Origin of the sequence: Mycobacterium sp. (genome assembly GCF_035570115.1) — a bacterium.
Lineage (GTDB): Bacteria > Actinomycetota > Actinomycetes > Mycobacteriales > Mycobacteriaceae > Mycobacterium.
On the sequence record NZ_DATMLH010000133.1, the window covers coordinates 1 to 26,463 of the forward strand.

The 26,463-nt window shown below is 64.5% G+C and carries 29 protein-coding genes and 4 tRNA genes; 20 read left to right on the plus strand and 13 right to left on the minus strand.

Annotated elements, in window-relative coordinates; all coding sequences use genetic code 11:
* From VNW74_RS12465 to VNW74_RS12500, 8 genes are all read right to left on the minus strand, one after another.
* On the minus strand, nt 1–159 hold a 159-nt coding region (locus VNW74_RS12465; RefSeq protein WP_414686667.1), incomplete at its 3' end, for a methylmalonyl-CoA mutase family protein.
* Between the two features lie 115 nt (nt 160–274).
* On the minus strand, nt 275–1,087 hold the full coding sequence (locus VNW74_RS12470; RefSeq protein ID WP_325677192.1) for a class I SAM-dependent methyltransferase: 813 nt from the start codon (nt 1,085–1,087) through the stop codon (nt 275–277).
* 103 nt (nt 1,088–1,190) lie between these two features.
* Nucleotides 1,191–1,880 (minus strand): M15 family metallopeptidase, encoded by a 690-nt coding sequence (locus VNW74_RS12475; protein ID WP_325677194.1) that lies wholly within the window; start codon nt 1,878–1,880, stop codon nt 1,191–1,193.
* A gap of 33 nt (nt 1,881–1,913) precedes the next feature.
* On the minus strand, nt 1,914–2,381 hold the full coding sequence (locus VNW74_RS12480; RefSeq protein ID WP_325677196.1) for a hypothetical protein: 468 nt from the start codon (nt 2,379–2,381) through the stop codon (nt 1,914–1,916).
* A gap of 424 nt (nt 2,382–2,805) precedes the next feature.
* Nucleotides 2,806–3,522, minus strand: coding sequence for a hypothetical protein (locus VNW74_RS12485; RefSeq protein WP_325677198.1), 717 nt, complete (start codon nt 3,520–3,522; stop codon nt 2,806–2,808).
* A gap of 132 nt (nt 3,523–3,654) precedes the next feature.
* On the minus strand, nt 3,655–5,229 hold the full coding sequence (locus VNW74_RS12490; RefSeq protein WP_325677200.1) for a PEP-utilizing enzyme: 1,575 nt from the start codon (nt 5,227–5,229) through the stop codon (nt 3,655–3,657).
* A complete protein-coding gene (locus VNW74_RS12495; RefSeq protein WP_325677202.1) occupies nt 5,226–6,326 on the minus strand; it encodes a TIGR03857 family LLM class F420-dependent oxidoreductase in 1,101 nt (366 codons plus the stop codon). Before VNW74_RS12495 ends, VNW74_RS12490 begins: the two co-directional genes overlap by 4 nt.
* Nucleotides 6,323–7,450: a hypothetical protein gene (locus VNW74_RS12500; protein WP_325677204.1), complete on the minus strand. Its 1,128-nt coding sequence runs from the start codon at nt 7,448–7,450 to the stop codon at nt 6,323–6,325. The genes VNW74_RS12495 and VNW74_RS12500 overlap by 4 nt, the downstream gene beginning before the upstream one ends.
* Nucleotides 7,451–7,571: 121 nt before the next feature.
* Here VNW74_RS12500 and VNW74_RS12505 point away from each other — a divergent pair, with 121 nt between their 5' ends.
* Nucleotides 7,572–8,198 carry a TetR family transcriptional regulator gene (locus VNW74_RS12505; RefSeq protein ID WP_325677206.1) on the plus strand — a complete coding sequence of 209 codons (627 nt, stop codon included), beginning with the start codon at nt 7,572–7,574 and terminating at the stop codon, nt 8,196–8,198.
* Here the strand turns inward: VNW74_RS12505 and VNW74_RS12510 are convergent.
* Nucleotides 8,182–8,844 carry a helix-turn-helix domain-containing protein gene (locus tag VNW74_RS12510; protein ID WP_325677208.1) on the minus strand — a complete coding sequence of 221 codons (663 nt, stop codon included), beginning with the start codon at nt 8,842–8,844 and terminating at the stop codon, nt 8,182–8,184. The two genes, VNW74_RS12505 and VNW74_RS12510, sit on opposite strands and share 17 nt — an antisense overlap.
* A 387-nt stretch (nt 8,845–9,231) precedes the next feature.
* Between VNW74_RS12510 and VNW74_RS12515 the strand changes: the two genes are divergently transcribed.
* From VNW74_RS12515 to VNW74_RS12565, 11 genes are all read left to right on the plus strand, one after another.
* Complete coding sequence (locus VNW74_RS12515; RefSeq protein ID WP_325677210.1) at nt 9,232–9,978, plus strand: hypothetical protein; 747 nt, start codon at nt 9,232–9,234, stop codon at nt 9,976–9,978.
* Complete coding sequence (locus VNW74_RS12520) at nt 9,975–10,625, plus strand: cytochrome c oxidase subunit 3 family protein (RefSeq protein ID WP_325677211.1); 651 nt, start codon at nt 9,975–9,977, stop codon at nt 10,623–10,625. Before VNW74_RS12515 ends, VNW74_RS12520 begins: the two co-directional genes overlap by 4 nt.
* 5 nt (nt 10,626–10,630) lie before the next feature.
* Entirely contained in the window at nt 10,631–10,900 is a 270-nt protein-coding gene (locus VNW74_RS12525) for a cytochrome C oxidase subunit IV family protein (protein ID WP_325677213.1), read from the plus strand.
* A 223-nt stretch (nt 10,901–11,123) separates the two neighbouring features.
* Nucleotides 11,124–11,768 carry a hypothetical protein gene (locus tag VNW74_RS12530; protein ID WP_325677215.1) on the plus strand — a complete coding sequence of 215 codons (645 nt, stop codon included), beginning with the start codon at nt 11,124–11,126 and terminating at the stop codon, nt 11,766–11,768.
* Nucleotides 11,768–12,940, plus strand: a complete 1,173-nt coding sequence (locus tag VNW74_RS12535) for a phosphotransferase (protein WP_325677217.1) — start codon at nt 11,768–11,770, stop codon at nt 12,938–12,940. The genes VNW74_RS12530 and VNW74_RS12535 overlap by 1 nt, the downstream gene beginning before the upstream one ends.
* Before the next feature lie 86 nt (nt 12,941–13,026).
* Entirely contained in the window at nt 13,027–13,371 is a 345-nt protein-coding gene (locus VNW74_RS12540) for a hypothetical protein (protein ID WP_325677219.1), read from the plus strand.
* Between the two features lie 370 nt (nt 13,372–13,741).
* Complete coding sequence (locus tag VNW74_RS12545; RefSeq protein WP_325677221.1) at nt 13,742–14,581, plus strand: SH3-like domain-containing protein; 840 nt, start codon at nt 13,742–13,744, stop codon at nt 14,579–14,581.
* A 57-nt stretch (nt 14,582–14,638) separates the two neighbouring features.
* Complete coding sequence (gene scnC, locus VNW74_RS12550; protein WP_325677223.1) at nt 14,639–15,340, plus strand: thiocyanate hydrolase subunit gamma; 702 nt, start codon at nt 14,639–14,641, stop codon at nt 15,338–15,340.
* Between the two features lie 18 nt (nt 15,341–15,358).
* The gene (locus VNW74_RS12555; RefSeq protein ID WP_325677226.1) at nt 15,359–15,730 is read left to right on the plus strand and encodes a thiocyanate hydrolase; all 372 of its coding nucleotides are present in this window, start codon (nt 15,359–15,361) and stop codon (nt 15,728–15,730) included.
* A gap of 381 nt (nt 15,731–16,111) precedes the next feature.
* Nucleotides 16,112–16,606, plus strand: coding sequence for a hypothetical protein (locus tag VNW74_RS31895; RefSeq protein ID WP_414686666.1), 495 nt, complete (start codon nt 16,112–16,114; stop codon nt 16,604–16,606).
* On the plus strand, nt 16,603–17,364 hold the full coding sequence (locus VNW74_RS12565) for an O-methyltransferase (RefSeq protein WP_325677227.1): 762 nt from the start codon (nt 16,603–16,605) through the stop codon (nt 17,362–17,364). Before VNW74_RS31895 ends, VNW74_RS12565 begins: the two co-directional genes overlap by 4 nt.
* 259 nt (nt 17,365–17,623) lie before the next feature.
* On the opposite strand, the gene VNW74_RS12570 is transcribed toward VNW74_RS12565, so the two are convergent.
* From VNW74_RS12570 to VNW74_RS12580, 3 genes are all read right to left on the minus strand, one after another.
* Nucleotides 17,624–17,700, minus strand: a tRNA-Phe gene (locus tag VNW74_RS12570).
* A 24-nt stretch (nt 17,701–17,724) separates the two neighbouring features.
* Nucleotides 17,725–17,798, minus strand: a tRNA-Asp gene (locus VNW74_RS12575).
* A 36-nt stretch (nt 17,799–17,834) separates the two neighbouring features.
* Nucleotides 17,835–17,907 (minus strand) — tRNA-Glu (locus VNW74_RS12580).
* A gap of 121 nt (nt 17,908–18,028) precedes the next feature.
* Here VNW74_RS12580 and VNW74_RS12585 point away from each other — a divergent pair.
* The 4 genes from VNW74_RS12585 to VNW74_RS12600 all read left to right on the plus strand — a co-directional run bounded on the left by VNW74_RS12585 (nt 18,029) and on the right by VNW74_RS12600 (nt 20,010).
* Nucleotides 18,029–18,101, plus strand: a tRNA-Lys gene (locus VNW74_RS12585).
* An 88-nt stretch (nt 18,102–18,189) separates the two neighbouring features.
* The gene (locus tag VNW74_RS12590) at nt 18,190–19,296 is read left to right on the plus strand and encodes a F420-dependent hydroxymycolic acid dehydrogenase (RefSeq protein WP_325677229.1); all 1,107 of its coding nucleotides are present in this window, start codon (nt 18,190–18,192) and stop codon (nt 19,294–19,296) included.
* 60 nt (nt 19,297–19,356) lie between these two features.
* Nucleotides 19,357–19,740 carry a metalloregulator ArsR/SmtB family transcription factor gene (locus VNW74_RS12595; protein ID WP_325677231.1) on the plus strand — a complete coding sequence of 128 codons (384 nt, stop codon included), beginning with the start codon at nt 19,357–19,359 and terminating at the stop codon, nt 19,738–19,740.
* A 66-nt stretch (nt 19,741–19,806) separates the two neighbouring features.
* Nucleotides 19,807–20,010, plus strand: a complete 204-nt coding sequence (locus tag VNW74_RS12600; RefSeq protein WP_325677233.1) for a zinc transporter Slc39a7 — start codon at nt 19,807–19,809, stop codon at nt 20,008–20,010.
* A gap of 30 nt (nt 20,011–20,040) precedes the next feature.
* Here the strand turns inward: VNW74_RS12600 and VNW74_RS12605 are convergent, their stop codons facing one another.
* On the minus strand, nt 20,041–21,069 hold the full coding sequence (locus VNW74_RS12605; protein WP_325677235.1) for an oxygenase MpaB family protein: 1,029 nt from the start codon (nt 21,067–21,069) through the stop codon (nt 20,041–20,043).
* A gap of 69 nt (nt 21,070–21,138) precedes the next feature.
* Here VNW74_RS12605 and VNW74_RS12610 point away from each other — a divergent pair, with 69 nt between their 5' ends.
* The 4 genes from VNW74_RS12610 to VNW74_RS12625 all read left to right on the plus strand — a co-directional run bounded on the left by VNW74_RS12610 (nt 21,139) and on the right by VNW74_RS12625 (nt 26,387).
* Nucleotides 21,139–21,723 (plus strand): TetR/AcrR family transcriptional regulator, encoded by a 585-nt coding sequence (locus VNW74_RS12610; protein WP_325677237.1) that lies wholly within the window; start codon nt 21,139–21,141, stop codon nt 21,721–21,723.
* A 112-nt stretch (nt 21,724–21,835) separates the two neighbouring features.
* Nucleotides 21,836–22,855, plus strand: coding sequence for an acyl-ACP desaturase (locus tag VNW74_RS12615; RefSeq protein ID WP_325677239.1), 1,020 nt, complete (start codon nt 21,836–21,838; stop codon nt 22,853–22,855).
* 5 nt (nt 22,856–22,860) lie between these two features.
* Nucleotides 22,861–23,994 carry a tRNA dihydrouridine synthase DusB gene (gene dusB / locus VNW74_RS12620; protein ID WP_325677240.1) on the plus strand — a complete coding sequence of 378 codons (1,134 nt, stop codon included), beginning with the start codon at nt 22,861–22,863 and terminating at the stop codon, nt 23,992–23,994.
* A 242-nt stretch (nt 23,995–24,236) separates the two neighbouring features.
* Nucleotides 24,237–26,387 (plus strand): LCP family protein, encoded by a 2,151-nt coding sequence (locus VNW74_RS12625; protein WP_325677242.1) that lies wholly within the window; start codon nt 24,237–24,239, stop codon nt 26,385–26,387.
* Nucleotides 26,388–26,463 lie beyond the last annotated feature (76 nt).

Below are 26,463 nucleotides of genomic sequence, written 5' to 3' on the forward strand. Positions count from 1 at the left end.
CTTGCCCCGATAACCGGACGCGAAATTACCCCGAGTGAACGGATAGGTGCCCGGTGGCGGCGGCTCGTTACCACGCTCCCCCGGCCCGTACACGGGCTCCAGCGGGATGCCGGACGGAGTATGGGCCATGTCATCCATCGATGGATAACGTACTTGCAGAAAAAGAGAATGCCAATACCATGCGCCTGACCAGTGCAAACGGTGACTGCTCCGGTTGACGAGGTGACCGTGCTGATGTTCGCCGATACCTTCGAACGGCTCAGCGGAGGCTTTGCTACGCCCGACAGAGAATCTCGCCATGCGGGATCGCCAGCCAGGCGTTCGGCGCGGCGGCCCAATCCCGCCATGCCGACGAGATGTCGTTGAGCTCCGCGGTGGTGGCCATCCCCGAGTCCACCAGCTGACGAGCCAGGGCCGACTCGACGATCCGGTCCGCCCACATCCGGCCCCACCAGTCGCGGGTCTCCGGCGTCGCAAAACACCACATGCTGCCCGTCGGCGTGATGTCGTCGAACCCCGCTTCTTGCGCCCAGGACAACAAACGCCGCCCGGCATCGGGCTCACCGCCATTCGCGCGGGCCGCTTCGTCGTAAAGCTCCCGCCAACGCTCCAATGTCGGAAGGAGTGGAAACCAGATGAATCCGGCGTAGTCAGCGTCGCGGACCGCGACGATTCCGTCCGGCATACACACCCGCCGCAGCTCCCGCAACGCCTGCACCGGATCGGCCACGTGCTGCAGTACCTGATGCGCGTGCACGACGTCGAAGGTGTTGTCCGGGAAGTCGAGAGCGTGCACGTCGGATGTTACGAACGAGATGTTCGACTGGTTGCGTGCACGCGCCTCGGCGCGAGCCAAATCCAAAGCCGCATCGGTGAGTTCGACGGCGGTGACCTGGCCGGGCGCGACGAGTGCGGCAAGGTCGACGGTGATGGTCCCGGGGCCGCAGCCCACGTCGAGCACCGACATCCCCGGCCGCAGGTGCGGCAGCAGGTAGCCGGCGGAGTCCTTCGCGGTGCGCCGGCGGTGCGCGCGCAGCACCGACTCGTGATGCCCGTGGGTGTAGACGGCCTGAGGTTTGGTATTCATCCTGCGACTCCTTGCGATCGAACCATGCCCGAACCAAAGGCTACCGTCGGGAGTTCCATGATCCGAAACTGTTATCTCATATATTGAGATAACACACCTCGGCTCAGTCGACCGGAACGTTGAGGATCGGGCGTTGAACCCCGGCGCCCGGGCCGTCGAAATGCCACCACTCCCCGGAGTACACCGACAATCCGCCGGCACTCATCGCATTGCGTAGCCGCGCCCGGTTTGCCTGCTCGTCGGCGCTGACGCCGTCGGTAGCGAAGGCAGTTGCGCGGGGCGAAAAGTCGTCGAAGTCGGTTCCCATATCGGCGAGGCACAGGCCGGCCAACTGGCGCGCGGGCGGGCATTGCTGTTGTGCGCTTGCGATCGTCACGTCAACCGAACGTCCCGCCTCATGGCTGCGCGCATAGGGACCAGGCTTGGCCACCCAGGCGGGATTCGGTACAACGTTGAACATCTTGACCTGCACATCGTGCGGTCGATAGCAATCCCAGAAAACCAGTACCTCGCCGTGCGAAGCCAATGCCTTTGCCCCAGCGGCAAGCCCGGGAGCCATGGATTCGTGCACCAGGCAGCGGGCATCGGCCGGATACAACGTCATACCGGTGAAATTGTTCGGCGTCGCATAGCGCAGATCGATGACCGCGCTGGGAACGACGGAGCGCGCATCGACAAATCCCGCCGTGCGTGCCTCGGGGCTCAGCGGGGGCACGTCGGCATTGGCGCGGGCAGCCCAGCTGGGGGCGGACACCGCGATGAGCACCGCGGCCAGAAACCTCGCTACGGCCATGCGTCCAAGTCTGCCCTTCCGCGGCCGCGGACTTCAGCTCCAGTCGATAGCTGCGGCGCGCTGCGGGACGTCCTCCACTCTGGCCGCGACCTGGGCGGCAACCCCATGTTGATCGTTTTCCATTGTTCTGGCCAAAGATTCGGCTTCCGCGACAATCTGCTTGAGCAGGTCCCGGTGGTCTTCGATCATCGCGATGGTCGCGTTTCTGATGGCCACCACCGCAGCACCTCGAGTCTCCGACGGTGAGAAACTCCCGGACAGCAGAGGGGGCAGTGTCTGGCGCTCAAAGTCGGTCATGTCGCGCGACAGGTGCACGTTGAAGGTCGCTCGAAAAGGATCCTGATCATCGAGCTCAACACTGGATATTTTGAGTGGGTCCATGGGCCGTTCCTTTGGTCGGCGAGGGCGATCTTCGCCCGCGTCACGCCGAATCACATTCTTGTAGTTTACCTGCGTTCGCGGACCGCTGCGGAGGCCGACGATGCCGGGGTCGGCCACCAAGCCGGTAAACTGTCGCCGTCAGGAACGGCCTCGGAATCACGCCCAGCTACGGAGGAACATGAAGCGCGCTGTATTAAGGGCCAGGCCTGCGGCCACTTTCGGAATTGCGGTGGCGGTGACGATCTTGGCCGCGCCTTTTGCCCACGCTGACCCCGATGTTCAGGGTCAGTGTGCGAGTTCCGGCGGCCAGTACACGTCGCAGCAGGTGTCACCTCACTTCGGTCAGGCCCCCAGCCTGATCGAGACCTGTTGCGTCGCGCAGAAATGCACTACCTGGCGCGACGGCGTGCAAGGGCCGACGTACGGCGGGAATTAGGCGTGAGGAGGCCGCAAACCTGGTTTTCGGCGCGTGGAGTCGGAATGACCAGTCGGCCGCCGCAAAGGAAGCTACACCGCAGGCGGTAGCCGAGCTATCGCGATCATGTCAGCAACCACATTGGCCGGCGGGCAGCGCTCCGATATGGTCCTTCAGCCAGTTGGCCACTTTCGTGAGGTCGCGCGTGCCGTCGGCGAACGAGCCGGATTCGGGTTGCGCTGCCACCGCAACGGCGACCCTCCCGGTCGAGGCCTTGAGGATTCCGATCTGTCGCACCAGATAACTACCGGGGGGTGACGGCCCCCAACCGCCTTTGAATCGGGTGTCTGGAATGCGGCCGATGCCCCAGCTCTGGTCGGGGTCGATGTGGCCCATCAGCTCGAATATCGGGTCGTTTTGGCTGTCACACACAGCACCAGAGGTGAACCGAACCTGGTTTGTCAGCGACCAATTGGTCTGACCGAAAGCGGTGAACCCTGGCCGCACCCGCTGTGACTGAACGATCGTTGGATCGCCGGTCTGCCTCAAGACGTCTTCGACCTTGTGCGCGGCGGTGAGCGGATCGCCCAAACGCTCCCAGATTGATTCGGCTGCCGCGTTGTCGGATTCGGTGATGGCGAGGGTCATCTCGTCGGTGATATGGGGCGGGTCCTCTTCACGGTAGCCGGCAATGACCAACGGCACCTTGATCGTTGACCAGGCAGGTCCATCCTGCCAGTGCCCCAGTGTGATCGGGGCTTGCCCGTTGCCCACGGCGCTGATGGCGATACCAATCCTCGCGTGGAGCTTGCTTTCCAGCTGCGCGAAGTCATCATCCAGTGTCAAAGCCGTGTCTTCCTTCTTGTGCTGAGCGTTGAAACTTGCAGAGGGTCCTCGTCAGGGTATGCGGTCGATTCTGACAGAGCCGGGCCCGGTTCCTTGACGGCGAACAGTTCCGTTGCCACCGTTGGCGATTCGTTAAGCGATGCGTACCGCGCCGATGTCTCCGTCGACCTCGATTAGATCGCCGGTGCGCAAAACGGCGGTACCGCGCTTCGTGTTGATCACACAGGGGATGCCCAACTCGCGGGCGACGATCGCCCCGTGGCTGAGCGGGCCGCCGATGTCGATCACCACGGCGGCGGCGATCGACAAGATCGGCGCCCAGCTCGGATCCGTGACGTGGCACACGAGGATCTCTCCCGGCTGGAAGCACTCGAGCTCGTCGGCGTTGGCGGTGAGCAGGACGCGGCAGGTTCCCGTGATCTTGCCACCCGTGACGCCGAGGCCGGAGAGCTCGGTCGCGGTCTCCGTTGATCGCTTCAAGGGAGTGGCGCGGGGCGTGCCGCGCCAGGTCTCCGGCAGGTCGAGTTCGGCGTAGCGTGCATGAGCCGCGCGCCGCTCGGCGATGAGTTGACGGCGGTCGGGTCCCGGATCGCGAAGCTCTTGGAGCTCCAGGAAGAAGACGTCGTCGGGTTGGTCGAGCAGCCCGCGTCGCGCGAGTTCGCTGCCGGCCCCGCGCGCCCCGGCGCGCAGGCCGTCCATTGCGATCAGGAAGGCGGCCTTGCCGATCTCCCGGCTCAGCACGAGGCGCCGGGTCAGCGCGAGCAGAAGTCCCAGGCCGCGTGCGCCGGCGAGCGAAGAGCGGTCGCGCAACTCCTGTTCGGCATGCTCGCGAACGGTACGCGCCGCGGTCTCGACCGGCTCCGGTCTCGCCTCGCGGTAGCGGCTAGCGAGCGCGCGCACGGGGCCGGCGTCCTCCCGCCACGACCGGCTCGACACGTCGCCTTCGGTGGGACCGTGGTAGCCGTGTCCGGCTAGGAACGCCGGCTCGGAAAGCTGGCCGGCGGCGAGTCGCCGGACATCCGTGATGAGCGAGGCCTCCTCGAGTCCGCCGTAACCACCCACGAGGGCGCGTTCGAGTCCGGGAGCATCGGCGCGGGCGCACAGTTGCGCGAGCTGCTCGAAGGCGCCCTGCGCGAGCATTGTGACGACCAGATGGGCGCGCATGGCCGGCACGAAGCGATCGGCGGCGGCGTCGAAGAGCGCCAGGGCCTCCGGCAGAGAGGCCGGTTGCGCGCCGAAGACGCGGTCGCGCCACCATGTTTCGTTCTCAACGCGGTAGCGATGCACGGCGCGTGGCGCCCGGACAAGGTTCACCGGCAGTCGTGCCGCGATCAGCGGGTAGCGGCGACGGACTCGCCGGTTTGAGAGCGCCGACCGCTTGGCGCCGAACATCTGCTCTTCGACCGCGTCGCCGGAGGATCCGGGCATCCGGTCCCCGAGCTCCCTGAAGGTGTTCACGTTGAGCGCGTAGCGGCCGAAGAACACCGCGCCGAACCGATCGTCGGCGGCCGGCGACAGGAGCGGGCGGTTCCGCGGCCAGGCACCGAGGTCGATCGTCGACGCCGCGGTCGCCGCCTCGGCCAGGTCCCCCCAGATGCTCCAACCGAGTGGGGTGTGGACGCCCGGCGCCGCCTCGGACACGTTGACCGTGGTCCACAGCACGTCCGGCCCGCTGTGCATGTGCAGCGGGCCGGTGGGTTCGGTCATGCGTTCGTCATTGCCCGCGCGCGCCATGCCTCGAGCAGGCCCGCGTTTTGGCTGGGCGTGCTGCCGTAGGTGCAGATCTCATCTGCGCCCGCGTCGCGGAATTCCTGGAGCTTGCGCACACAGTCCTCGACCGAGCCGATCGCGCACGCCTCGCGCATCCACTCGTCCGGGATGAGCCGCGCAGGCTCGGTCAGCTGGCGGCGGTGGAAGTTGAGATCGGCGAGTTCGGCCTTCACCGACGTCAGCTGTGCGTGCTCGCGCATGCGGTCCATCGTGGCGGCGTCCCAGTCGTTCAGTTCCGAGTAGCAGCAGGCCCAGTCCGGCGGCTGCAGGTAGGTGACGGCGCGGGCGTTGGTGAGCTGGCGGGTCTCGCCCTCGCTCAACTCCGGCGTCGTGACGACCTCGACGTAGAGGCGGATCGTCGCCGGGTCCCGGTCGACCTTCTCGCACGCGACCCGCAGATTCTCTTTCACCTTGGCCACCGCGCCGGGCGTGACCATCGACGGCATGATCAGCCCGTCGAACACGCGATTCGCCGCGACGAACGCCGCCGCGCCCGGCATCCCGAAGCAGCCCGCCACGATCGACGGACTCGGTCCTTCGTAGATGTCCTTCAACCCCAACGTGCCGAGGTTGCCGAGGGGACCGTCATATTCGAACTGCTCCCCGGCCCAGATCCGTTTCAAGATGGTGCAGTAGTCGCCGAACGCCTCGAAGCTGAGGCTGCCGCCGTAGCCGTAGCGGGACGCGCCGCGGCCGATCCCGAGCGTGAATCGCGGGCCGTACGCGGCCTGCATCGTCGCTCCGACGGACGCGGTCAACATCGGGTGTCGGGCCCCAGCGGCGACGATCCCGGTGCCGATCCCGATCGACGAGGTGCGCGCGGCGATGCCACCGAGGATCGTCGCGGGCTCCTTCAGCTCGGGCCGCTCGGCGAGCCACACCCGCGCAAAGCCGAGCCGCTCGGCCTCGACACCATCGGCGATACCTTGAGCGGGCGTGCGCTCCGACGTCTCGTGCTCGGGGTCTCCGTGTAGGTGGCTCTTCACCCGCCCGGAGATCACGAACGCGCTCAGGTCCTCGACGACATCGGTCATACCACTGCCTCCTCGATTGCTTCCTGAATCAGCTGCAGTCCGTACCGGGCGCCCACGGTGGGAAGGTCGATGGTGGTCTTGTAGCCCGGCGAGGTCGTGACGACCGCCTCGATGTAGTTGACGCAGCGCGCCGCCGTCATCGCGACCGCGTCCTTCAGCGCTGTCCCAGTTCCTCCCGGCAGGCCGAGTGGGAAATCACCGCGGTAGGGCGGGAAGCCGTCGATTTCGATCCGGTACCCGCCCTCGTACCCGTCCATCTTGGGCCAGTCGGGCGCCATGCCCGCGCCCATCCGGTTGATGTGGTTGATGACGAACCGCGGCTGGTCGCCGACGAAGCCGGTGAGCGTCCACCGCAACGCGCCGATCGTCCCCGCCTCGACGACCATCCCGCTCGGCGCGGTCGACCGGTCGGGCGAGATGTAGAAGTCGGCGTCGAGCGAGGTGCGCGACAACTCGACCCCCGTCGCGTCGGCGAGCTGATAGAGCGCGCACGCCCACGTCGGGGCGACGGTCGTGAAGGTCGCCGAGTCCACGTCGTCCGGTCGGCGGCCGAAGCCGAGCGCGTCCATCTGCGCGAGGCCCGGATAAGGCCCGTAGTCGATCAGCTCGAATGTCCGCACCTGCGAAATTCGCCCGACGACCGTCGTCATCGTGATCGCCAGGCAGTCCGTGATGAAACCCGGGTCGATCCCGGTGAAGAAGATCGAGGCGTTGCCCTCGGCGCACGCGCCGTCGAGCTCGTCGCGCAGGGCCTCGCCGTCGGCCAGGTGCGCCCAATGCATCCCGGCCGCCAGCGAGCTCACGACGTTCTTGCCGCTTCTGAGGATCGGAAGCACCTCGTCGACCCACGTGCGGGAGGGGCTTCCGGGCGCGGTCGGGTCGAGCAGCCCGTCGCCCGGCATGAACAACACGCAGTCCGCATCGAGCGCGAGCAGCGCCGCCGAGTCGGTGGTCGCCGCCACGCCGATCGGGTCGCGTCCCGCCAGCTCGCCGGCGTCGCGCCCGACCTTCCGGTCGGTGTAGCAGCGGACGCCGACGAGCTCGAGGTCGTCGCGGTCGAGCACGTAGTTCATCGCCTGCGTCCCGACCGACCCGGCGCCCCACTGAATCACTCGTCGTCCCATGGGTTTCCTCCGGCGTCGAATAACCTCGTTCGACTGAACGGGGTTAATATGTACCATGCCGCGCATGACCGACACAAGGGCTACGACCCGCCGCCGCACCGGTCCCCCACCGAGCCTGACCATGGATCAGATCGTCGACGCGGCCCTGACCGTGATCGCCGACGGCGGGATGGCAGCCTTGACGACCCGCCGGCTCGCGTCGCAGCTCGGCGTGGGGCAGATGACCCTCTACACCTACGCCCGCACGAAGGACGAGCTGATCGACCGCGTCGCCGAAGGCGTCCTGCGCGCGCTCCTGGCCGACATGGACACCACCGGCGACTGGACCCGCGCGCTGCGGTCGGCCGCCACCGCGATCCGACGACGCATGCGAGAACAGCCCGGCACGCTGGAGGTCCTGCTCGCCGTCCGCGACGTCTCCGCCACGTCGCTCGATCCATTGCGTGAGCGCATGCTCGCCCCGCTGCTCGAGAACGGCTTTCCCAGCACGCTCGCCGTCGCCGCCGCGACGGAGGTACAGACCTATGCGTTCGGCTTTGCGCTGCTGGAGCGAGCACATCCGCACGCGGGCGAGGACGAGGTCATCCGCCTCAGCCAGCTCGACGAAAGCAGCTACCCGGCTCTCCGGGCGGTCGCCGCCGACTACGCCGACCGGTTCTCCGACGATCGATTCGAACGAGGACTCGCAGCGTTGCTCGACCGGATCCGCCGCGAGTGTGGAGATGGCCCGATCAAGCGCCACCCGTAACGCCGTAGAGCAACATGCGGGTCGCCTCGTCGATCTGTCGCGCCTTGCCGGGGCGCCGCTGATTCGGCGGGAAAAGCCAGCTGTCGAGCAGCACCAGCGACATCACCGACCCAACGGAAAACGCAACGGTCACCGGGGTATCGACATCGCGGAAATGTCGAGCCTCGCTGTGCTCGAGCAAGACATCCTGCACGCCTCGCAGGCTGTCGGCGAGTTTGTCGCTCACCCGGGCGGCGACCTCGGCCAGCGCCGGGTCACCGCCCTGGATCGGGGCGGCGAGAAGTGTCTGAAACAGCTCCCGGTGCTCGACAGCCAGATTGTAAAAACCCTTTACGAAGGAATGCGCGACCTCGGCCGGATCCGAGGCGGAGGTGGCGTCTACATCCCAGGTCTTGGCCCATCGATCGACGAAATCGGTGAACGGGGTCAGAATCGCCGCCTCGAAGAGTTCGGCCTTTGACCCAAAGTTCCGGAAAATCACCGACTCCCCCACCCCGGCCTCATCGGCGATCTGACGGGTCTTCGTGCCGTGGTAACCCTGCGTAGAGAAGAGTCGATGCGCGGCCTGCAGCACCAGGTCTTTGACTACGTCAGGCGCACGGCGCCCGTTCCCGCGCTTTGCGGTGGTGTCGGCAGTCAGTGCCACTCACCCCGACAACGCCGAACACCCATCCGCGGCCTCCTTGGTTCGAACTTTCCCTATCAGCGTAACGCCGGCGGGCCTGCTGATCCTGGTGTGGCCTTTATGATAAGTGCCACTCATGATCGAAGCATGTGTCACTTGCTGGCCAAGGCGGCGGTCTGCTTCAAGGTTTGCATTGATCGTGCGGTACGACGCGGCGGCTGTGTGTTGGTCCGCGAACCCTCACTTACGCAGGCTCTTCGGATTTTCGAGATCTCCTCTATCATAAGTGGCACTCATGATCTAAGCTAGTGCCACATACTAAGACCATAGGCTCGTTGCACGCACCAGACCGCTTGAGGCGCGGCATTTGAGTGCACGACGGCACTTAGACCGATGGAGCTAGAGCACATGACCAAACAGATTCGGATGGACTCCGGCCTGATGAAAGCGGCCGTATGGTCCGGGATCGCGCTCATCGTCGCGATGATCGTCGCGCAGGGGTTCATGATGCACTTCATCCCGCCGCCCTCTCCGGCACTGTCGGCCCATGACCTGGCGCAGCGGTTCATCGATCGACGCGACGAGATCCGGTTGGGATGTCTGATCCAGTGCATGTTCTGGTCGTTCTGGGCCACCTGGAGCATGGCGATCACGCTGTTTGTCCGCAAGATGGAACGCGGCTTCCCGATCTTGACCTACTCGTCGATCGCGCTGAACGGTGGCGGGTACGTCTTTTTCATCCTGATCCCGATGACCTGGGCGGTCATTGCCTTTCGGCCCGAGACGTTGGATCCGTCGGTCATGCAGATCATGAACGACTGGGTGTGGTTCGACTTCCTGTTCACCTGGCCACCGTTTGCTGTGGTCATGGCGATCTTCGGGATCGCAATCATCAAGGATCACAACGTTCCCACGTTGTATCCGCGCTGGGTCGCCTACCTCAACTTCTGGTGCGCCATCCTCATCTTCCCGGCCGGGTTGATCGCGTTCTTCCACACCGGGCTGTTCGCCTACAACGGCATCGGAGCGTTCTGGATGCCGTTCGCGATCTTCTTCGGCTGGATGATCACCATGTCGGTCACCACCCTGCAGGCGATCAACCGCTACCAGGCGCGTCGGGAGGTCGAGGCCAGCCGGACTCCCGCAGCCGTATGACGGCACCGAGGAACGCCGTCATTAATAGCGGCGAGGAACTCACTCCCGCGTCAGCCACCGTCGACGCGCGCACGTCGCCAAAGATGAACAAGCAGAAGAAGATTCCCGGCGAGGCGGGGGTGTGGATCTTCATCCTCGGCGACATGTCGGTGTTCGCCGTCTTCTTCACCTATTACCTGGTCCAGCGAAGCAAACAGCCCGAACTGTTCGATGCGTCGCAGGCGACACTGAACAAGAGCTTCGGTGCGGTCAACACCGTGTTTCTCCTGATCAGTTCCTTGTTCGTCGTCCTGGCGGTGCGGGCGATCAGATCGGCGCAGCGACCGCTCGCGCAACGCCTTGTCATCGCAGCGTTTCTGTGCGGCATCGCGTTCGTGCTGGTGAAGATATTCGAATACCACGAGAGAATCGCGGCGCACCAGACCCCGTCGGTCAACAACTTCTACCTGCTCTACTTCGTGCTGACCGGCCTGCACCTCTTCCACCTGGTAATCGGCTTGGTGGTGCTCATCGTCCTGCGGTCCATGGCCACTAAACCTGATCTGTCGCAAGGCCAATGGGCATTCTTCGAAGGAGGCGCGTGCTTTTGGCACATGGTCGACGCACTGTGGCTGGTGCTGTTCCCGTTGATCTTCCTGGTCAGGTGACAACGGTGACGAGATTGCTCCGCACGCCCGCCAGTGCGGTCTGGATTTTCTTGATCCTCGCCACCGTCGTCTCCTGGACGCTCGGCACTCAGCACGGGTTCAGCAATTACACCCTGGCCAGTGTGGTGATACTGCTCATCGCATTCATCAAAGTGCGACTGGTCGGCTTGTACTTCATGGAGCTACGCGGGGCGCCGACGGTACTCCGCGGGCTGTTCGAAGCGTATTGCGCCATCGTGTGCGCAGTCGTCGTCCTCGTGTTTCTGCTGGCCTGACAGCGGCGATGAGCAAATCGCGACCTGCAGCCAGCGACTCGGAGCGGGCAGACAGATCTAGGGCGTATGGCACCCGAATGCAGATGCACAAGAGAGGACACCGGCGAACATGACAACAACCGATAGCTCGACAACAGCAGAGCCCGTGCACGGTGGATGGCTGGCCACCTTCCGGATAGACCCCTTGCTGATGCGGCTCTTCGTGTGGTCTGGCTTGGTGCTCGTGGCAGCGACGATCGTCGGCTTCGGGTGGCTGATGCACATGGTTCCGCCGCCCTCACCATCGCTGAGCACGCAGGAACTTCTCCAACGCGTGCACGAGCATCAAACCTCCATCCTCATCGGCGCGGCTCTGGTGACGTTTTTCTGGTCTTTCTGGGTGACCTGGGCGGCACCAATCGTCCTCTACATCCGCCGGATGGAACGCGTCCCCCTGCTCACCGTCGCGGCCCTTGCCAACGTCGGCGGCGGCGCGGCGGTCATCACGACAATCGCCGTCGCGTGGACCGTCATGGCATTCCGCGCCGAGAACCCCACCATCGTCCAAGCATTCAACGACCTGGGCTTCTTCCTGTTCCTCTACACCTGGCCACCATTCGCGATCTTCATGATCATCATCGCCCTGGCCGTCTTCCGCGACGTCAACCCGGCGCCGATCCTCCCGCGCTGGGTTGGGTACTACAACATCTACGCCGCGCTCGCCATGGCGCCGGCGAGCCTCATGGGTCTGTTCAAGACCGGCCCCCTCGCCTACAACGGCCTGCTGTCCTTCTGGCTGGTTGCCGTTGACTTCTTCGTCTGGATGGTCGTCATGTCCATCGTCTTTCTGAACGCGATCTCACGCGACGAGAAGAGGCTGGGAGGCTGATGAACTACAAGCTGTGGCTTGCCAAGCGCGCTGTCGAGATCGGCGCCCACATGGTCGGCGAACGGATCCGACCGCCCACGCTGCGTGCGCGTGCAGATGTTCCACGCAACGGCACGGACCTGAACGAGGAATGGCTGACCGCCGTACTCTGCCAAGAGCACCCCGGTGCACGTGTCGTCTCCTTCTCAACTCCGGGAGGCAGTGTCGGCACGTCCACCCGAACCGCGTTACGGGTGACCTACAACGACGCGGGCCAGGCGGCGGGCCTGCCGACGGAGCTCTTCACCAAGACCACCGCGGCGTTTAGCCAGCGTCTCGTGCTCGGCGGCGGTGAGGTCCTGCATGGCGAAAGCCACTTCTTTTTAACGTTTCGCCCGAAGGTCGACATGGAGGCCCCACAAGGCTATTGGGGCGGGGTTGACGAGTCCTCTTGGCGCAGCATGATTGTGATGGAAGACATCGCCGCCACAAAGGGCGCGATCTTCATCAAGCCGACGACACCGCTGACCCGTGGCCAGGTCGAGGACATCCTGCGCAACATGGCCGCCTACCACGGCGTGTGGTGGCAGGCCCCCGAACTGGAAATCCTGAAGAAGCCCGTCGACCACTACAACAACGTCGCGAACTTCATGGACTTCGAAGGCCGGTGCGCCGTCGGTATGGAGCGGGCCAAGAGCGTTATCCCCACCCGCCTGCACGGCCAGGCCGACCGGCTGTGGGCGGGCACCCAAAAGGGCCTCGAGATCGCGACGGAGGTCTTGCCGGCCACGCTGCTGCACGGTGACAGCCACGTCGGGCAGACCTACATCACCCGCGACGGCCGGATGGGCCTCACCGACTGGCAAGCGACCCTGCAGGGCGGCTGGGCGTACGACTTCGCGTACTTCGTTGGATCTGCATGCGAACCCGCAGACCGCCGCAGGTGGGAGAAGGAGCTGCTCGAACAGTACCTGGAGGCACTCGATGAGGCGGGCGGCAAAGCGCCCAGCTTCGACGAGGCCTGGCTCAGATACCGACAGACTCTCTTCTACCCGTACTCGGCTTGGGCATTCACCATCGGGCGCGCCTTCTACCAGCCGAAAATGCAAGCCAAGGACACCTGCCTGGCCATCATCAAACGGCTATCCACCGCCATCGACGACCATGACTCGTTGGAGGCGATCGGCGTCTGAACGACCGACCTCCCAGCCCGGTCCCGGGCCATATGGAGGGTCTATCCGCATTGTGGGCCGGATCATCGCAAACGAAAGAGGCTGAGGTGAATCGTCGTATCGAGCTGGGATGCGCATGGTCGTGTGTGGTCGGAGTGGTCCTTCTCTTGATTGGCTTCTGGCCCATCGCAGCGCTGTTGCCGGTGCCGCCGGCCGACTACAGCGCCGCGAATATCGCCACCACCGGTGTCGTCACGTTCTTCAAGACAGGCCCGTTCACCTACAGCGGCGTCCTCGGCTTCTACATCCCGCTTGTCATGTTCTCGGTATGGCTGCTCGTCATGCCCTACGCGGTCTACCGCGCGATCCGCGACGAAGTCCCGCCGGCGGATGAATCATCCCCGGCAGCCACAGGGCTGATGCCTGGTAATCAACTAAGGGGAAATACCTAGGAGAAGGCGCCGCGGGTGCGATCAAGCCTTGTTTACTGCTCGCGCCGGACGACACCGCGTCCGTGCAGCTCAACCCTGGTGGCCAGGGCCGGGATCGAACCGGCGACCCTCCGCATCAGCCGGGGCTGGCTGCCTACGGTCGGGCCCGACAGACCGCCAAATCTGGTCATCCATCCGTGGGACGAAGCTTCGTCGCAGTTCGTCCAATGGCCGTCGCATGATGTTCTACTCGCAGGCGAGTTGCAGGCGTTCGAGACGTCGCACGAGGAGGCTTGGCAACCACCGCCCAGTGTCTGCGGCAGCGATCCGCGACGGTTCCGTCGGGCGCCGACAATAATTAAACTAAAGCTCCCAGTCGATCGGAGCACTCATGACCACACCGCGGGACCGGGTAACCCATCTCGACCTGATCGCCCGGCTGGCATCCGCTTTCACCGACCTTCCAGACGCACCGACTCCGGACCTTATCGACCACGAGCGGTTCACCGCATACATGAAGACCCCCCATGACGTAGGTGGAGAGCCCGATGCGCCGATCAAATTCGAGAACAAGCAGTACGAAGCGTGGGAAGACAACACCTTTGTTTCATGTGAGGTTCTGGGGTGGCGCGGAATCTGGGTGTCGGAGGAACGTCGCCGCCTCCAGAACGTCGACCTCGGACGCACGATTTATTTAGGGCTTCCCTACTACGGTCGTTGGCTGCTGGCTGCCGCGCGCATCCTCGTGGAGAAGCATCACATCACTCTGGGCGAATTGACCGACCGCCAGGTTGAAGTCAAGGCGCGCTATGAAGGCGGCCTTAAGGGAAAGACGTTGGAGGCGCGGCCGAAGTTCGAGGGTGACGGTTCGGAGGTTAAACGCAACCAGCACCACACGCATGCTGTCGGCAAGGGCGACCCGCAGGTGTTTGCCGGGCAGGCCGGCCAGCCGAAGTTTCGGGTCGGTGACGCGGTGGTGGTGCGCGAGCTGCCTGCCTTGTTCTACACCCGCACACCGGAGTATGTGCGCGGCGCAACAGGCGAGATCGCGACGGTCGCCTACGAAAGCCCGGCAGCCGAGGACGAGGCGTTTGAGCGAACTGACCAGAGACCGGAGTGGTTCTACATCGTTCGGTTTAACCTTTCCCGGTTGTGGCACGGCTATACCGGCACGGACAGTGACACCCTGCAGACGGAGATCCCTCAGCGGTGGCTTGAGGCGGCCGCCTAGCTCCGAGCTCGGCGCCGACTCCGCGTATTACTGCCTCTCGAAAGAAACGAACTCACAATGACCGAACACGACCACGATCACGAGCGCACTGCGGCACCCATGGTGGACGAGATCACCGACTTCGAAGTGCTTGAAATCGCTGTCCGCGAGCTATGCATCGAAAAGGGTCTGTTCACCGCCGAGGATCATCGCCGCTTCACCGAGTTCACTGAACAGATCGGCCCCACTCCTGCCGCCCACCTGGTGGCCCGGGCGTGGCTTGATCCTGATTTCAAAAGCTTGGCCCTGAACGAGCCCATGACGGCCAGTAAACAAGTGGGTGTCGACTGGCTAGAGCCGACCGGTTTCGGCACGCCCAGCGACTTCACCGCGTTCCATATTCTTGAGGACACGCCGACCTTGCACCATGTGATCGTCTGCGCGCTGTGTTCGTGTTATCCGCGACCGATTCTCGGCAATTCTCCCGAGTGGTACCGCACCCCCAACTACCGTCGGCGCATTGTGCGCTGGCCGCGCGAGGTGCTCGCGGAGTTCGGGCTCTATCTACCGGAGGACGTCGCCATCCGGGTGGAGGACTCGAACCAGAAACACCGTTTCATGGTGATGCCGGTGCGTCCGGCGGGGACCGACAACTGGGACGAGGACCAGCTGGCCGCCATCGTCACTCGTGATTGTTTGATCGGTGTCGCATTGCCCAAAGTTGGGGTGACCACCAACGCGATCACCGACACCCGTCCGGCCATGCATCCGGTGAAGTGATCGACCGAAAGCGAATCGATGAGTACTTCAGAAGAGTCGCGACGGATCGACGGGCTCAAGATCGCGCCGCTCGCGAACATCGTTGAACGGAATCAGGTCTGGAGCCGCATGGCGGCCAAGTACGGGGTTGAGAATCCGCTGCCACCGTGGAAATCCAGTCTCGATGGCATCTGTGACGCACTTGATCGAAACGGTTGCGGTCCAGAGAAACTCAGCTCCATCGACCGACGCAACGAGGAAGACGCGCTTTCGTCAACTGTCTACTCCACCCTGCCCTATCCGGAGAATCAGTTGGTTTCGCTGACCCACTCCTTGGTGGCCCGCGGTGTTATCGATCAGAGAGAGCTCCAGGAACGCCTGGCTGTTGTTCGGGCCAGACTGGAAGCCTGACCGGACACAAGCCGCACACCCCTGGCCCCGAGGAGATGGCGGCCGCGTTTGGTGATGAATTCGAGTACTTGGGTGGGCCGGGTGGCGAACGAGGAGTGGCTGGTATCGAGCTCGATGATTTCGCGGGCCTGGATGCGCTCAGCCATCTTCCGCTTGAGCTGTCCGAGGCGGACGCTGATTGCTAACGGGGTCACCCCACCCCTCCGGGGACTCCTAGCTGGCTGCGCAGAGCCGTCGTGCCGGGGTGTTCGGAAACCCCCCGCACACAGGCCAAATCGAGAAATGGCTGAAGGAACTCGGCCTCGACGTCGCGACACTCAAGCGCAGCGGAGCTGTCGAATTTTTCGAAGCACGGTCGCCGTTTCCAAAACAGGCGGATTGATGGGCGACAGTGTTGTCGGCGCGCACACCGATCTGCCCAGTGATCAGGGCGCTCGCCAAGGAGACCATCCGGGGCGATCCCGTGACCCCAATATCAAGGTTCACGACATTGCCTGGTCGGTGTTCGAGAAGCCGGATCTGGTTCGCGCTGAAGCGTTTTCGCTGGCGTTCGGCTTTAGCACCACAGTTGGATTGGACGAATGGCGTTATCGCTTGCACCTCAAAGCAGTTCACGCGATGATCAAAGGGATCCCAACACACCTCCAATACTTTCCACTCACCCGAGACCAACGCGCGCACTATCACCGCACGGGTACCGTCGCGCCGATTCCTTTGCCAACCCGAAATCCGCATCAATCAAATCGCTGGTCGACTCCGTCAGCGCGATCGCGCGGGAACGGGTCCAGGAATCTGAGCAATACAGATCTGAGCGGGATAGAAAGGGCCAATCTCATGGCGAAGTTGCCATCTGGACATCGGGTTTCAGTGCGATGAGTCTGAGTAGGACGTTGCGACAGAAGTTTCCATTCTTGAGGTACTCGGTTCTGCGCGGGGCTTTCGGAGGCCGGGACGCCATACGGACGGGTCAGATGGGTGACGGGCGGGAGGAGGCGACGGCCGAGTACGTGATTGCCACCGCACCGGCGGGCGATGTCGATGCCGCGATCAACGCGATCGACAACTTCGCCTACGACAAGTCGATCCTGATGAACGTCGGCGACGAGAAGGGGGAGCTGCTCGACACTGCCGTCAAGCGCGCGAATCCGAAGCTCGCCATGGAACTCGGTGCCTACTGCGGATACAGCGGGCTGCGGATCGCCCGAGCGGCACCGGGTGCCAAAGTATTCTCGATCGAAAAGTCCGGTGCCAACGCCTCGGTGGCCCGCCGCGTGTGGGCGCACGCCGGCCTCGCCGAGCGCGTCACCTGCATTCACGGCACTGTCGGCGACGGGACGACGCTCGGGGTACTCACCGAGGAGTACGGATTCACTGAGGGCTGTTTGGACTTCGTATTCCTCGATCACTGGAAGGACGTGTACCTCGACGACCTGCAGCGACTCGTCGACCGGGGCTGGCTGCATCCGGGAACGATCGTCGTCGCCGACAACGTCGGCTTCCCAGGCGCACCCAAGTACCGTGCCTACATGAAGGAACAGCAAGGCGAGCGGTGGCAGACCATAGAGCACAAAACCCACGTCGAGTATCAGACGCTACTTAAAGACCTGGTTCTGGAGTCGGAGTTCCTGGGCTGAGCCGCGCCACCAACACATCGCCGCCTGGGGCACGCGCCCATTACCGGCACGGCCCACACCTACGCAGATCTTTTCGATGACGAGCTCGACAACATAGCGGCCGCGCTCGACTCCCTCGACGACCTAAGTCGGGCCACCTGAGAAGACGCGCCAATGGTGGCGCCTCGTTTTGGCCCCATATTGGCCCCATCGCCCCGGCCGATTCGAAGATGCGCAGTTCGGCGACAGAGCATAAATGGCCCTTGAACTGTACAAACTTTGGTGGCCAGGGCCGGGATCGAACCGGCGACCTTCCGCTTTTCAGGCGGACGCTCATACCGACTGAGCTACCTGGCCGGAAGGCATCGTGTGCCTCGACGGCGACCCTGACGGGACTCGAACCCGCGACCTCCGCCGTGACAGGGCGGCGCGCTAACCAACTGCGCCACAGGGCCTTGCTTGTACTGCTTGCTCCGCGTCGCCGCGTCGCGTACCCCCTACGGGATTCGAACCCGCGCTACCGCCTTGAAAGGGCGGCGTCCTAGGCCGCTAGACGAAGGGGGCCAGAACCGAATCTCTCCGGGGTACTCACAACAAGGTTACGTTGAAGCCACGTCAGCTTAGGTCACCATGGACCGAATCCTCAAACGCGCGCCGCCGAGCACCCAGTATCCTGGTTCCTCGCGCCCCTATAGCTCAGTTGGTAGAGCTACGGACTTTTAATCCGCAGGTCCTAGGTTCGAGTCCTAGTGGGGGCACCGGTGTCCGAGGATGACCTCGGCTGATTAATGACGCGAGCGACCGCCGCCGTTGACGCCGTGCCGGATTGCGGGTAATCCCGGGCGCATGAGAGGAATTTCACGGCGCTCATTCGGACAACTCGCGGCTGGAGCGAGCGTGGTGGGCGCCGCCGGACTGGCAGCCGCCTGCAGCGGCTCCAGGCAGCCCGCCGGCTCGCCATCCACGCCCGCCGCTCCGCCGACGCCGTCGGGACCGGGTGTGGGCTTAGTGCTCGGACACGAGCAATTCACCACAGCGCAGCTCGTCGACCAGGCCCAAGCGGCCGAGCAAGCCGGCTTCCGCTACCTGTGGGTCAGCGACCACCTCCAGCCTTGGCAGGACAACGAGGGACATTCGATGTTCCCCTGGATCACGTTGGCGTTGGTGGGCCAGCGCACCAGCCACATCCCGTTCGGCACCGGCGTGACATGCCCCATCTACCGCTACAACCCGACGACAGTCGCCCAGGCGTTCTCCTCGCTGGCGCTGCTCTACCCTGGCCGTGTCTTCCTTGGCGTCGGAACGGGCGAGCGGCTCAACGAGCAAGCGGCCACCACCCAGTTCGGACCGTATCGGGAGCGCCACGACCGGTTGATCGAAGCCATCCAACTCATCCGGCAGCTATGGAGTGGACAGCGAATCTCGTTCCAAGGACGATACTTTCAGACCAACCAACTCAAGCTCTACGACGTGCCGCCGGCGCCGCCGCTGATCTTCGTGGCCGCCGGCGGACCCAAAAGCGCACACCTGGCCGGGCAGTACGGAGACGGTTGGATCACCGAAGCCAGCGGTGTCAAAGACCAAAAGCTGGTGGCCGCCTTCAACCAGGGTGCACACGACTCCGGCCGCGATCCCACCACCTTGGGCAAGCGAGCCGAAATGTTCGCTGTCGTCGGCGACCAGAACGAAATCGCCAGCGCCGCAGAACTGTGGCGGTTCACCGGCGGTGCCGTCGACCAGCCCAATCCCGTCGACATCCAACGCGCAGCGGAAGCCAACCCCTTGGACAAGGTCACCCGCGGCTGGACCACCGGCACCGACGCCGCGACCCACATCACCGCGGTGCAGGCGGTTCTGGACGCCGGCGCGACGCCGTTCATGCGCTTTGCGCAGCGGAATCCGCTGGCCGCGATCGACTTCTACCGCACGGCGGTCTTGCCGCGGCTGCATTAGTGGCGGGTCGGCGCAGCACGTCGCCCTTGACAGCGCCGACGACTGCGCTACTATCTGCGTATGCATGCAGATAACGAGGATGTCCGGTTGCCGGACGACCAGGTCAGCCTGGTGGTCGAGGTGTTCCGGATGCTGGCGGACGCCACTCGTGTACAGGTGCTGTGGTCGCTCGCCGACCGCGAGATGTCGGTCAATGAGCTCGCCGAGCATGTGGGCAAACCGGCGCCGTCGGTGTCCCAGCACCTCGCCAAGTTGCGGATGGCACGGCTGGTGCGGACGCGCCGCGACGGCACGACGATCTTCTACAGCCTGGAAAACAATCACGTTCGACAACTCGTCGTCGACGCCGTCTTCAACGCTGAGCACGCCGGTCCCGGGGTGCCGCGGCATCACCGCGTCGACGACGGCCTGCGGGTGGTGGAACGGCAGCAGAAGGGTAGCTGAGCTGTCAGCTACCTAGGCGTTGCAACCAAGCAACACAATGTGTTTCACACAAAGGAGATGATCGCAATGAGTGAGCAGCACAACCATGAAGGACCGCACTCGCACGAACACGAGCACAGCGGGGTCGCTCACACGCACGCTCACACCGCGCACGACCACGAACACGTCGAGCACGAGCACACCCACACCCACGACGACGGAACCGAGCACAGCCACGGACACGTGCATCAGTCCGGCCTCGAGGAACCTCACAACCACGCGCACAGCTGACCACGGCCGCGCTGACGGGCCCGGTCGTTGTTAGACGTTGGGGCAGTAGTGCTTTGGGCTGTCGCGCTCGTCAAGGGGCGGCAAGTTGCGTGCGGGAGTCTGGACCAGCGGCGCGTCGGCCGGGATGCGGCCGTTGACGCGGTCCAACCCGCCGCGGGCCCGCGGGTGCTTGCGATAGCGCGGCGGCACGAAGGCGAAAACCAGACGCACGACATCGCCGAGCCGGCGGTGTAGCCACTCGTCGCGACGCGACCAGCTGTAGCCCATCAGCTCGCGCACCGCGGGGTCGTAGAGTCCGACCGTCAGCCAGACGAAGAACGGTGCCAACAGCTTGCGCTGTATGGCCCAGAGTCGGTCTGGAAGCCATTGCGCAAACGGCGGTTTGGGCAGCTCGGTTAGGTCGAGTACCGCGCGCGCCGCGAAGTTGTTCTCCAGCACCTCACGACACATGTGGTCCCAATAAACCTGGAAGTCTTCCCAGGTCTTCGGCACCGACCGCATGCTCATGCCGTACATGCGGTACCACTGCACGTGCTCGTCGAACAGCTGGCGCTTCTGGGCTTCGGTGATGCCGCCGCAGAACCGTTCCGCCACAATTAAAGTGCCGACGAAGAACGTGGAGTGCGCCCAGTAGAAGACGTCGGGGTTCAGCGCATGATAGCGCCGGCCCACACTGTCGGTGCCTTTGATGTCCACGTGATAGTCGCGCACCTCGGCGCCGGTCGTCGGTGCGCGGTCGCCGTCGAAAACGACACCGCCGATCGGGTACAGCGACCGCAGCAACCGCGGCCAGCGTTCGCGGAAGAACGTCGAGTGCTCTTCGACGGCCGCACCCAGCTGCGGATGCATGTTCTGCATCGACCCGGCCCACGGGCCCTGCAGCATGCCGCGCCAGTCACCGAAGTACCGCCAGGTCAGCGAGTCTGGGCCCAGCGGCTGCGGCGGGGCGTCATACCCCAGCGGCGACACCGGGCAACCTGTCGCGACCGCTCCGCTGGCCACCTCGTCGGCGGCGCGTGTGCTGGTCAGCGGGCACGCCTCAGACGTATCTTGAGTCACTGGCGAAGTTTCCTATCCGTGTCAGCCAACCTGACTACATGCGTTGTCATTATAGACCTTAGGAGTGATGTGCCGTCCGGTCAACGACGGGGCCGCTGGTCCGGCGTTCCCTTGGAGGATCGCCAGGCGCTACGGCGAGACGAACTCATCGCGGCCGGTGTGCAACTGCTCGGCGGGGAAGGCGGCCCGGCGCTGACGGTGCGGGCGGTATGCCGTGAGGCGGGGCTCACGGAACGCTACTTCTACGAAAGCTTCACCGACCGAGACCAATTCGTCCGCGGTGTCTACGACGACGTCTGCGCACGCGCCATGTCGGCGCTGATGTCCGCGACCACACCACGCGAAGCCGTTGAGCGATTCGTCGCGTTGATGGTCGACGACCCGGTGCGCGGCCGGGTGCTGTTGCTGGCCCCAGCGGTGGAGCCGGTGCTGGTGCGGTCCGGCGCGGAGTGGATGCCCAGCTTCATCGACCTGCTCCAGCGCAAGCTGACCCAAATCGGCGACCCGGTGCGGCAAAAGATGATCGCTACCAGTTTGATCGGCGGCCTGACCGCGCTGTTCACCGCCTATCTGGACGGGCGACTGGCGGCCAGCCGTGAGCAGTTCATCGACTACTGCGTAGAAATGCTGCTCAGCCGGGCCGCAACGCACTAGATGGCGCCCTGAGCGCGACACCAAATAATCTCGCCGAGTGGCAACTTGAATGTCACCGGCATACACAGATATATTGACTGACACCGACAGACACAGATAACTGGGAGGCGTTGTGCCGGATCCTCAAGACCTGGACCTGTTGCGTGAACTCGAGCCGGTCGTTGAAGAAAAAATGAACCGGCACCTGAGCATGCACAAGCCCTGGAACCCGCACGACTACATCCCGTGGTCGGACGGCAAGAACTTCTACGCGCTCGGCGGGCAGGACTGGGAGCCGGGTCAGTCGAAGCTCTCCGACGTCGCGCAGGTAGCGATGGTCCAGAACCTGATGACCGAGGACAACCTGCCGTCGTATCACCGCGAGATCGCGATGAGCTTCGGCATGGACGGCGCGTGGGGTCAGTGGGTGAACCGCTGGACCGCCGAGGAGAACCGGCACGGGATTGCGCTGCGCGACTACCTGCTGGTGACCCGCGCGGTCGACCCGATCGAGTTGGAGAAGTTGCGCATCGAGGTGGTCAACCGCGGCTTCAGCCCCGGTCAGAACCGCCAGATTCGCGACGACCTGTTCTGCGAGAACCTGTTCGACTCGATTGTCTATGTCACGTTCCAGGAGCTCGCGACGCGCATCTCACACCGCAACACCGGCAAGGCCTGCAACGAAACCATCGCCGATCAGCTGCTGGCCAAAATCTCGGCCGACGAAAACCTGCACATGATCTTCTACCGCGACGTCACCGAAGCCGGCTTCGAGATTGCGTCGGACAAGGCGATGCGGTCGCTGCACAAAGTGCTGCACAACTTCCAGATGCCCGGCTACCAGGTACCGGAGTTCCGCCGCAAGGCCGTGATGATCGCCGTCGGCGGCGTCTACGACCCGCGCATCCACCTCGAGGAGGTCGTGATGCCGGTGCTCAAAAAGTGGCGCATCTTCGAGCGCGAAGATTTAAGCGGGGAATCCAACCGGTTGCGCGACGAAATTGCGGTGCTGATCAAGGAACTCGAGGTCGCCTGCGACAAGTTCGAGATCTCCAAGCAGCGCCAACTCGACCGCGAGGCCCGGACGGGCAAGAAGGTCACCGCAGAAGAGCTGCACCACACCGAAGGCACGCTCAGCCTGAGCCGGCGGTAGCCGCCATGCGGATCGGCCCCATCACCCTGGCCAGCCCGGTGGTGCTCGCCCCGATGGCCGGTGTGACGAACGTCGCATTCCGCACGGTGTGCCGAGAACTCGAGCAGGACCGTGTCGGAACGGTCAGCGGGCTTTACGTCTGCGAGATGGTGACGGCGCGTGCCCTCGTCGAGCGGCACCCCGTCACCATGCACATGACGTCGTTCTCCGACGACGAATCGCCGCGATCGTTGCAGCTCTACACCGTCGATCCGGCGACCACGTACGCGGCGGTAAAAATGGTCGCCGACGACGACCTGGCCGACCACGTCGACATGAATTTCGGCTGTCCGGTGCCCAAAGTCACCCGTCGTGGCGGCGGGGCGGCCCTGCCGTTCAAGCGGCGGCTGTTCGGCCAGATCGTCGCGGCGGCCGTGCGCGCCACCGAAGGCACCGACATCCCGGTGACCGTCAAGTTCCGGATCGGCATTGACGACGCCCACCACACCCATCTCGACGCGGGCCTGATCGCGGAGTCCGAAGGCGCGGCCGCGGTCGCATTGCATGCCCGCACCGCCGCCCAGCGCTATTCCGGATCTGCGGATTGGGAGCAGATCGCGCAGCTCAAGCAACATGTGCGGACGATCCCGGTGCTCGGCAACGGCGACATCTTCGAAGCCAGCGATGCGCTGACCATGATGGCGGTAACCGGGTGCGACGGCGTTGTCATCGGCCGGGGCTGCCTGGGCCGGCCCTGGCTGTTCGCCGAGCTCTCGGCCGCGTTCACCGGCAGCCCGCCGCCCGCCCCGCCCAATCTCGGCGAGGTCGCCAACATCATCCGTCGGCACGGTGAGCTGCTCGCGGCCCATTTCGGCGAGGACAAGGGGATGCGCGATATTCGCAAGCACATCGCCTGGTACCTGCACGGCTTCCCGGCAGGATCGGAATTGCGACGTGCTCTGGCGCTGGTCAAAACCCCCGCCGAACTCGACATTCTGCTGGACAAACTCGACGCCGACGTGCCCTTCCCGACCGCGGCAACCGGGCCGCGCGGGCGCCAGGGGTCACCCGCTCGGGTCGCCCTGCCGGACGGTTGGCTGGCCGACCGCGATGACTGCACGGTGCCCGCGGGGGCCGACATCATGCACTCGGGCGGCTGACCGGACGATCCGGGTCGGTCCCCAGATCGCGTTTCGACAGATGTGTCGATACGATGTGGAACTTGTTGCGTCGCACGCCGGTGACGAAGCCCTAACAAGCTCGGCCGCCGCCGCGGCACGACCGACAAACACGACGCGACCAACCGGTCGCATGGATTTGCAGCACTGCCAGCGCCGGCGCTGCCTTGTTGTACGCGCACAGCAAGTCAGGCACCTCATCAGATTCGGAGGCCGGGTAGGACATGAGTGACGGCGACTTTGGCGCCGATAAAGCCACTCCTGATGCCGCTTCCGGTCGTCGGCGCGCCTCGGGCGTCGCCGGTGACGATCTAGGGCCTACCGCAACGGCGCCGCGATCGCGAGGCGTCGCGCCGTGGGAACGATTCGGAGCGCCCTCGCAAGGAGTCGCCGTCGCCCCCCGGCGGTCACTACGACCGCCAGCGCCAACCGAGCCTGTCGCCGACGAAGACGGCGAGCCACATGGATGCCATACCGATGGTGGGCTCACCGTCGCCGACTTGATCGCGAAGATCGGCGGACCGACCGCGACCCGGCCGAGCCGGCATCACGCGGCACCTGACCTCGAGCCGGCGGCAGCGGCCCCAACCAGGCCCGGCGACGAGCATGACGACGGATACGACGCCTATGCCATGCCGGTCTCCCCGGCCTATGACTTTCCGTTGCCCGACTTGGAGGCCGGCCACCTCGAGACTCGCACCGGCGGTGCCGACACCGAGCGGACCGGCGTTCTGCCGAGAACGCCGGTCGCGACCCGACCGGCGCGGATCCTCGACGAGCCGGCAGCTGACGAGATTCTCGAGCGGAAGCCGAGGCGCAGGCGCAACGGGGTAATGCTGGCCGGCCGCTTGACGGCCGCCGCGATTGCGGCCGCTGCGCTCGCGCTGACCGGCGGGGCTTGGCAGTGGAGCGCAACAAAGAACCACCGACTCAACACGGTCAGCGCACTGGACCCTCAGTCGCGGGACATCGTCGACCCGAACGGGCAGTACGGCGACGAGGACTTTTTGATTGTCGGCATCGACTCCCGTGCCGGGGCGAACGGCGATATGGGCGCCGGCGACACCGAGGACGCCGGCGGCGCCCGGTCGGACACCGTCATGCTGGTCAACATCCCAGCAAACCGGAAACGCGTTGTCGCAGTGTCGTTTCCGCGTGATCTGGCGATCACCCCGATGCAATGCGAGGCATGGAACCCCGACACCGGGAAATACGGCCCCATCTATGACTCCGATGCCAAGAAGTGGGGCCCGAGAAACGTCTACACCGAGACGAAATTGAACTCGGCCTTCTCTTTCGGCGGGCCCAAGTGTCTGGTGAAAGAAATCCAGAAGCTGTCCGGCCTGAGCATCAATCGCTTCATCGCCGTTGACTTCGCCGGCTTCGCCAAGATGGTCGACGCGATCGGCGGCGTGGAGGTGTGCAGCACCGCCCCGCTGAAGGACTATGAGCTGGGCACCGTGCTGGCGCACTCCGGACGTCAGCTGATCGACTCGAAAACCGCACTGAATTACGTGCGGGCCCGCAACGTCACCACCGAGAACAACGGCGACTACGGGCGCATCAAGCGCCAGCAGCTTTTCCTGTCGTCGCTGCTGCGCTCGCTGATCTCCCAGGACACCTTCTTTTCGTTGAGCAAGCTCAACAACGTCGTGAACATGTTCATCAACAACAGCTACGTCGACAACGTCAAGACCAAAGACCTCGTCCAGCTCGGCCAGTCGGTGCAGGGCATGTCCGCCGGCCATGTCTCCTTCGTGACCGTGCCGACCGGCGTCACCGACGAGAACGGCGACGAACCACCCCGCACCTCAGACATGCGGGCGCTTTTCGACGCGATCATCAACGACGATCCGCTGCCGGGCGAAAACGACCTGAACGCGACATCGAGCCCGCCGACAAAGTCGCTGACCAGCAAGGCACCCCAGGCCAGCCCGTCGGCCGTGCCGCATCCCGAGCAGGTCCAGGCCGTGACGGCGGCACCGCAGGACGTCACGGTGCAGGTGTCGAACTCGACCGCCAAGTCGGGTCTGGCCGCCATCGCCAGCACCGAGCTGAAACACCACGGCTTCAAGGTCAAGACGCCCGACGACTACCCGAGCTCGCTGAAATCGACCACAGTGTTCTTCTCGCCCGGCAACGAAAAGGCCGCCGCCACCGTGGCGGCGTCGTTGGCGAACCCAAAGGTCGAGCGGGTCACCGGAATTGGGCAAGTGGTGCAGGTGGTGCTCGGCCCGGACTTCTCTTCGGTCGGCGCTCCCCCGCCCGCCGGCTCGTCGGTCAGTGTGCAGGTCGACCGCAATACCAGCACACCACCGACGAAGCTTCCGGAGGACTTGTCGGTGACCAACGCCGCCGACACCACCTGCGGATAGCGGCAACCGCCGTCGAGGAACTGAACGAAAACTCGCATTCACCGTGAGTTCATGCCCCACTTCATGCCGGTTCATG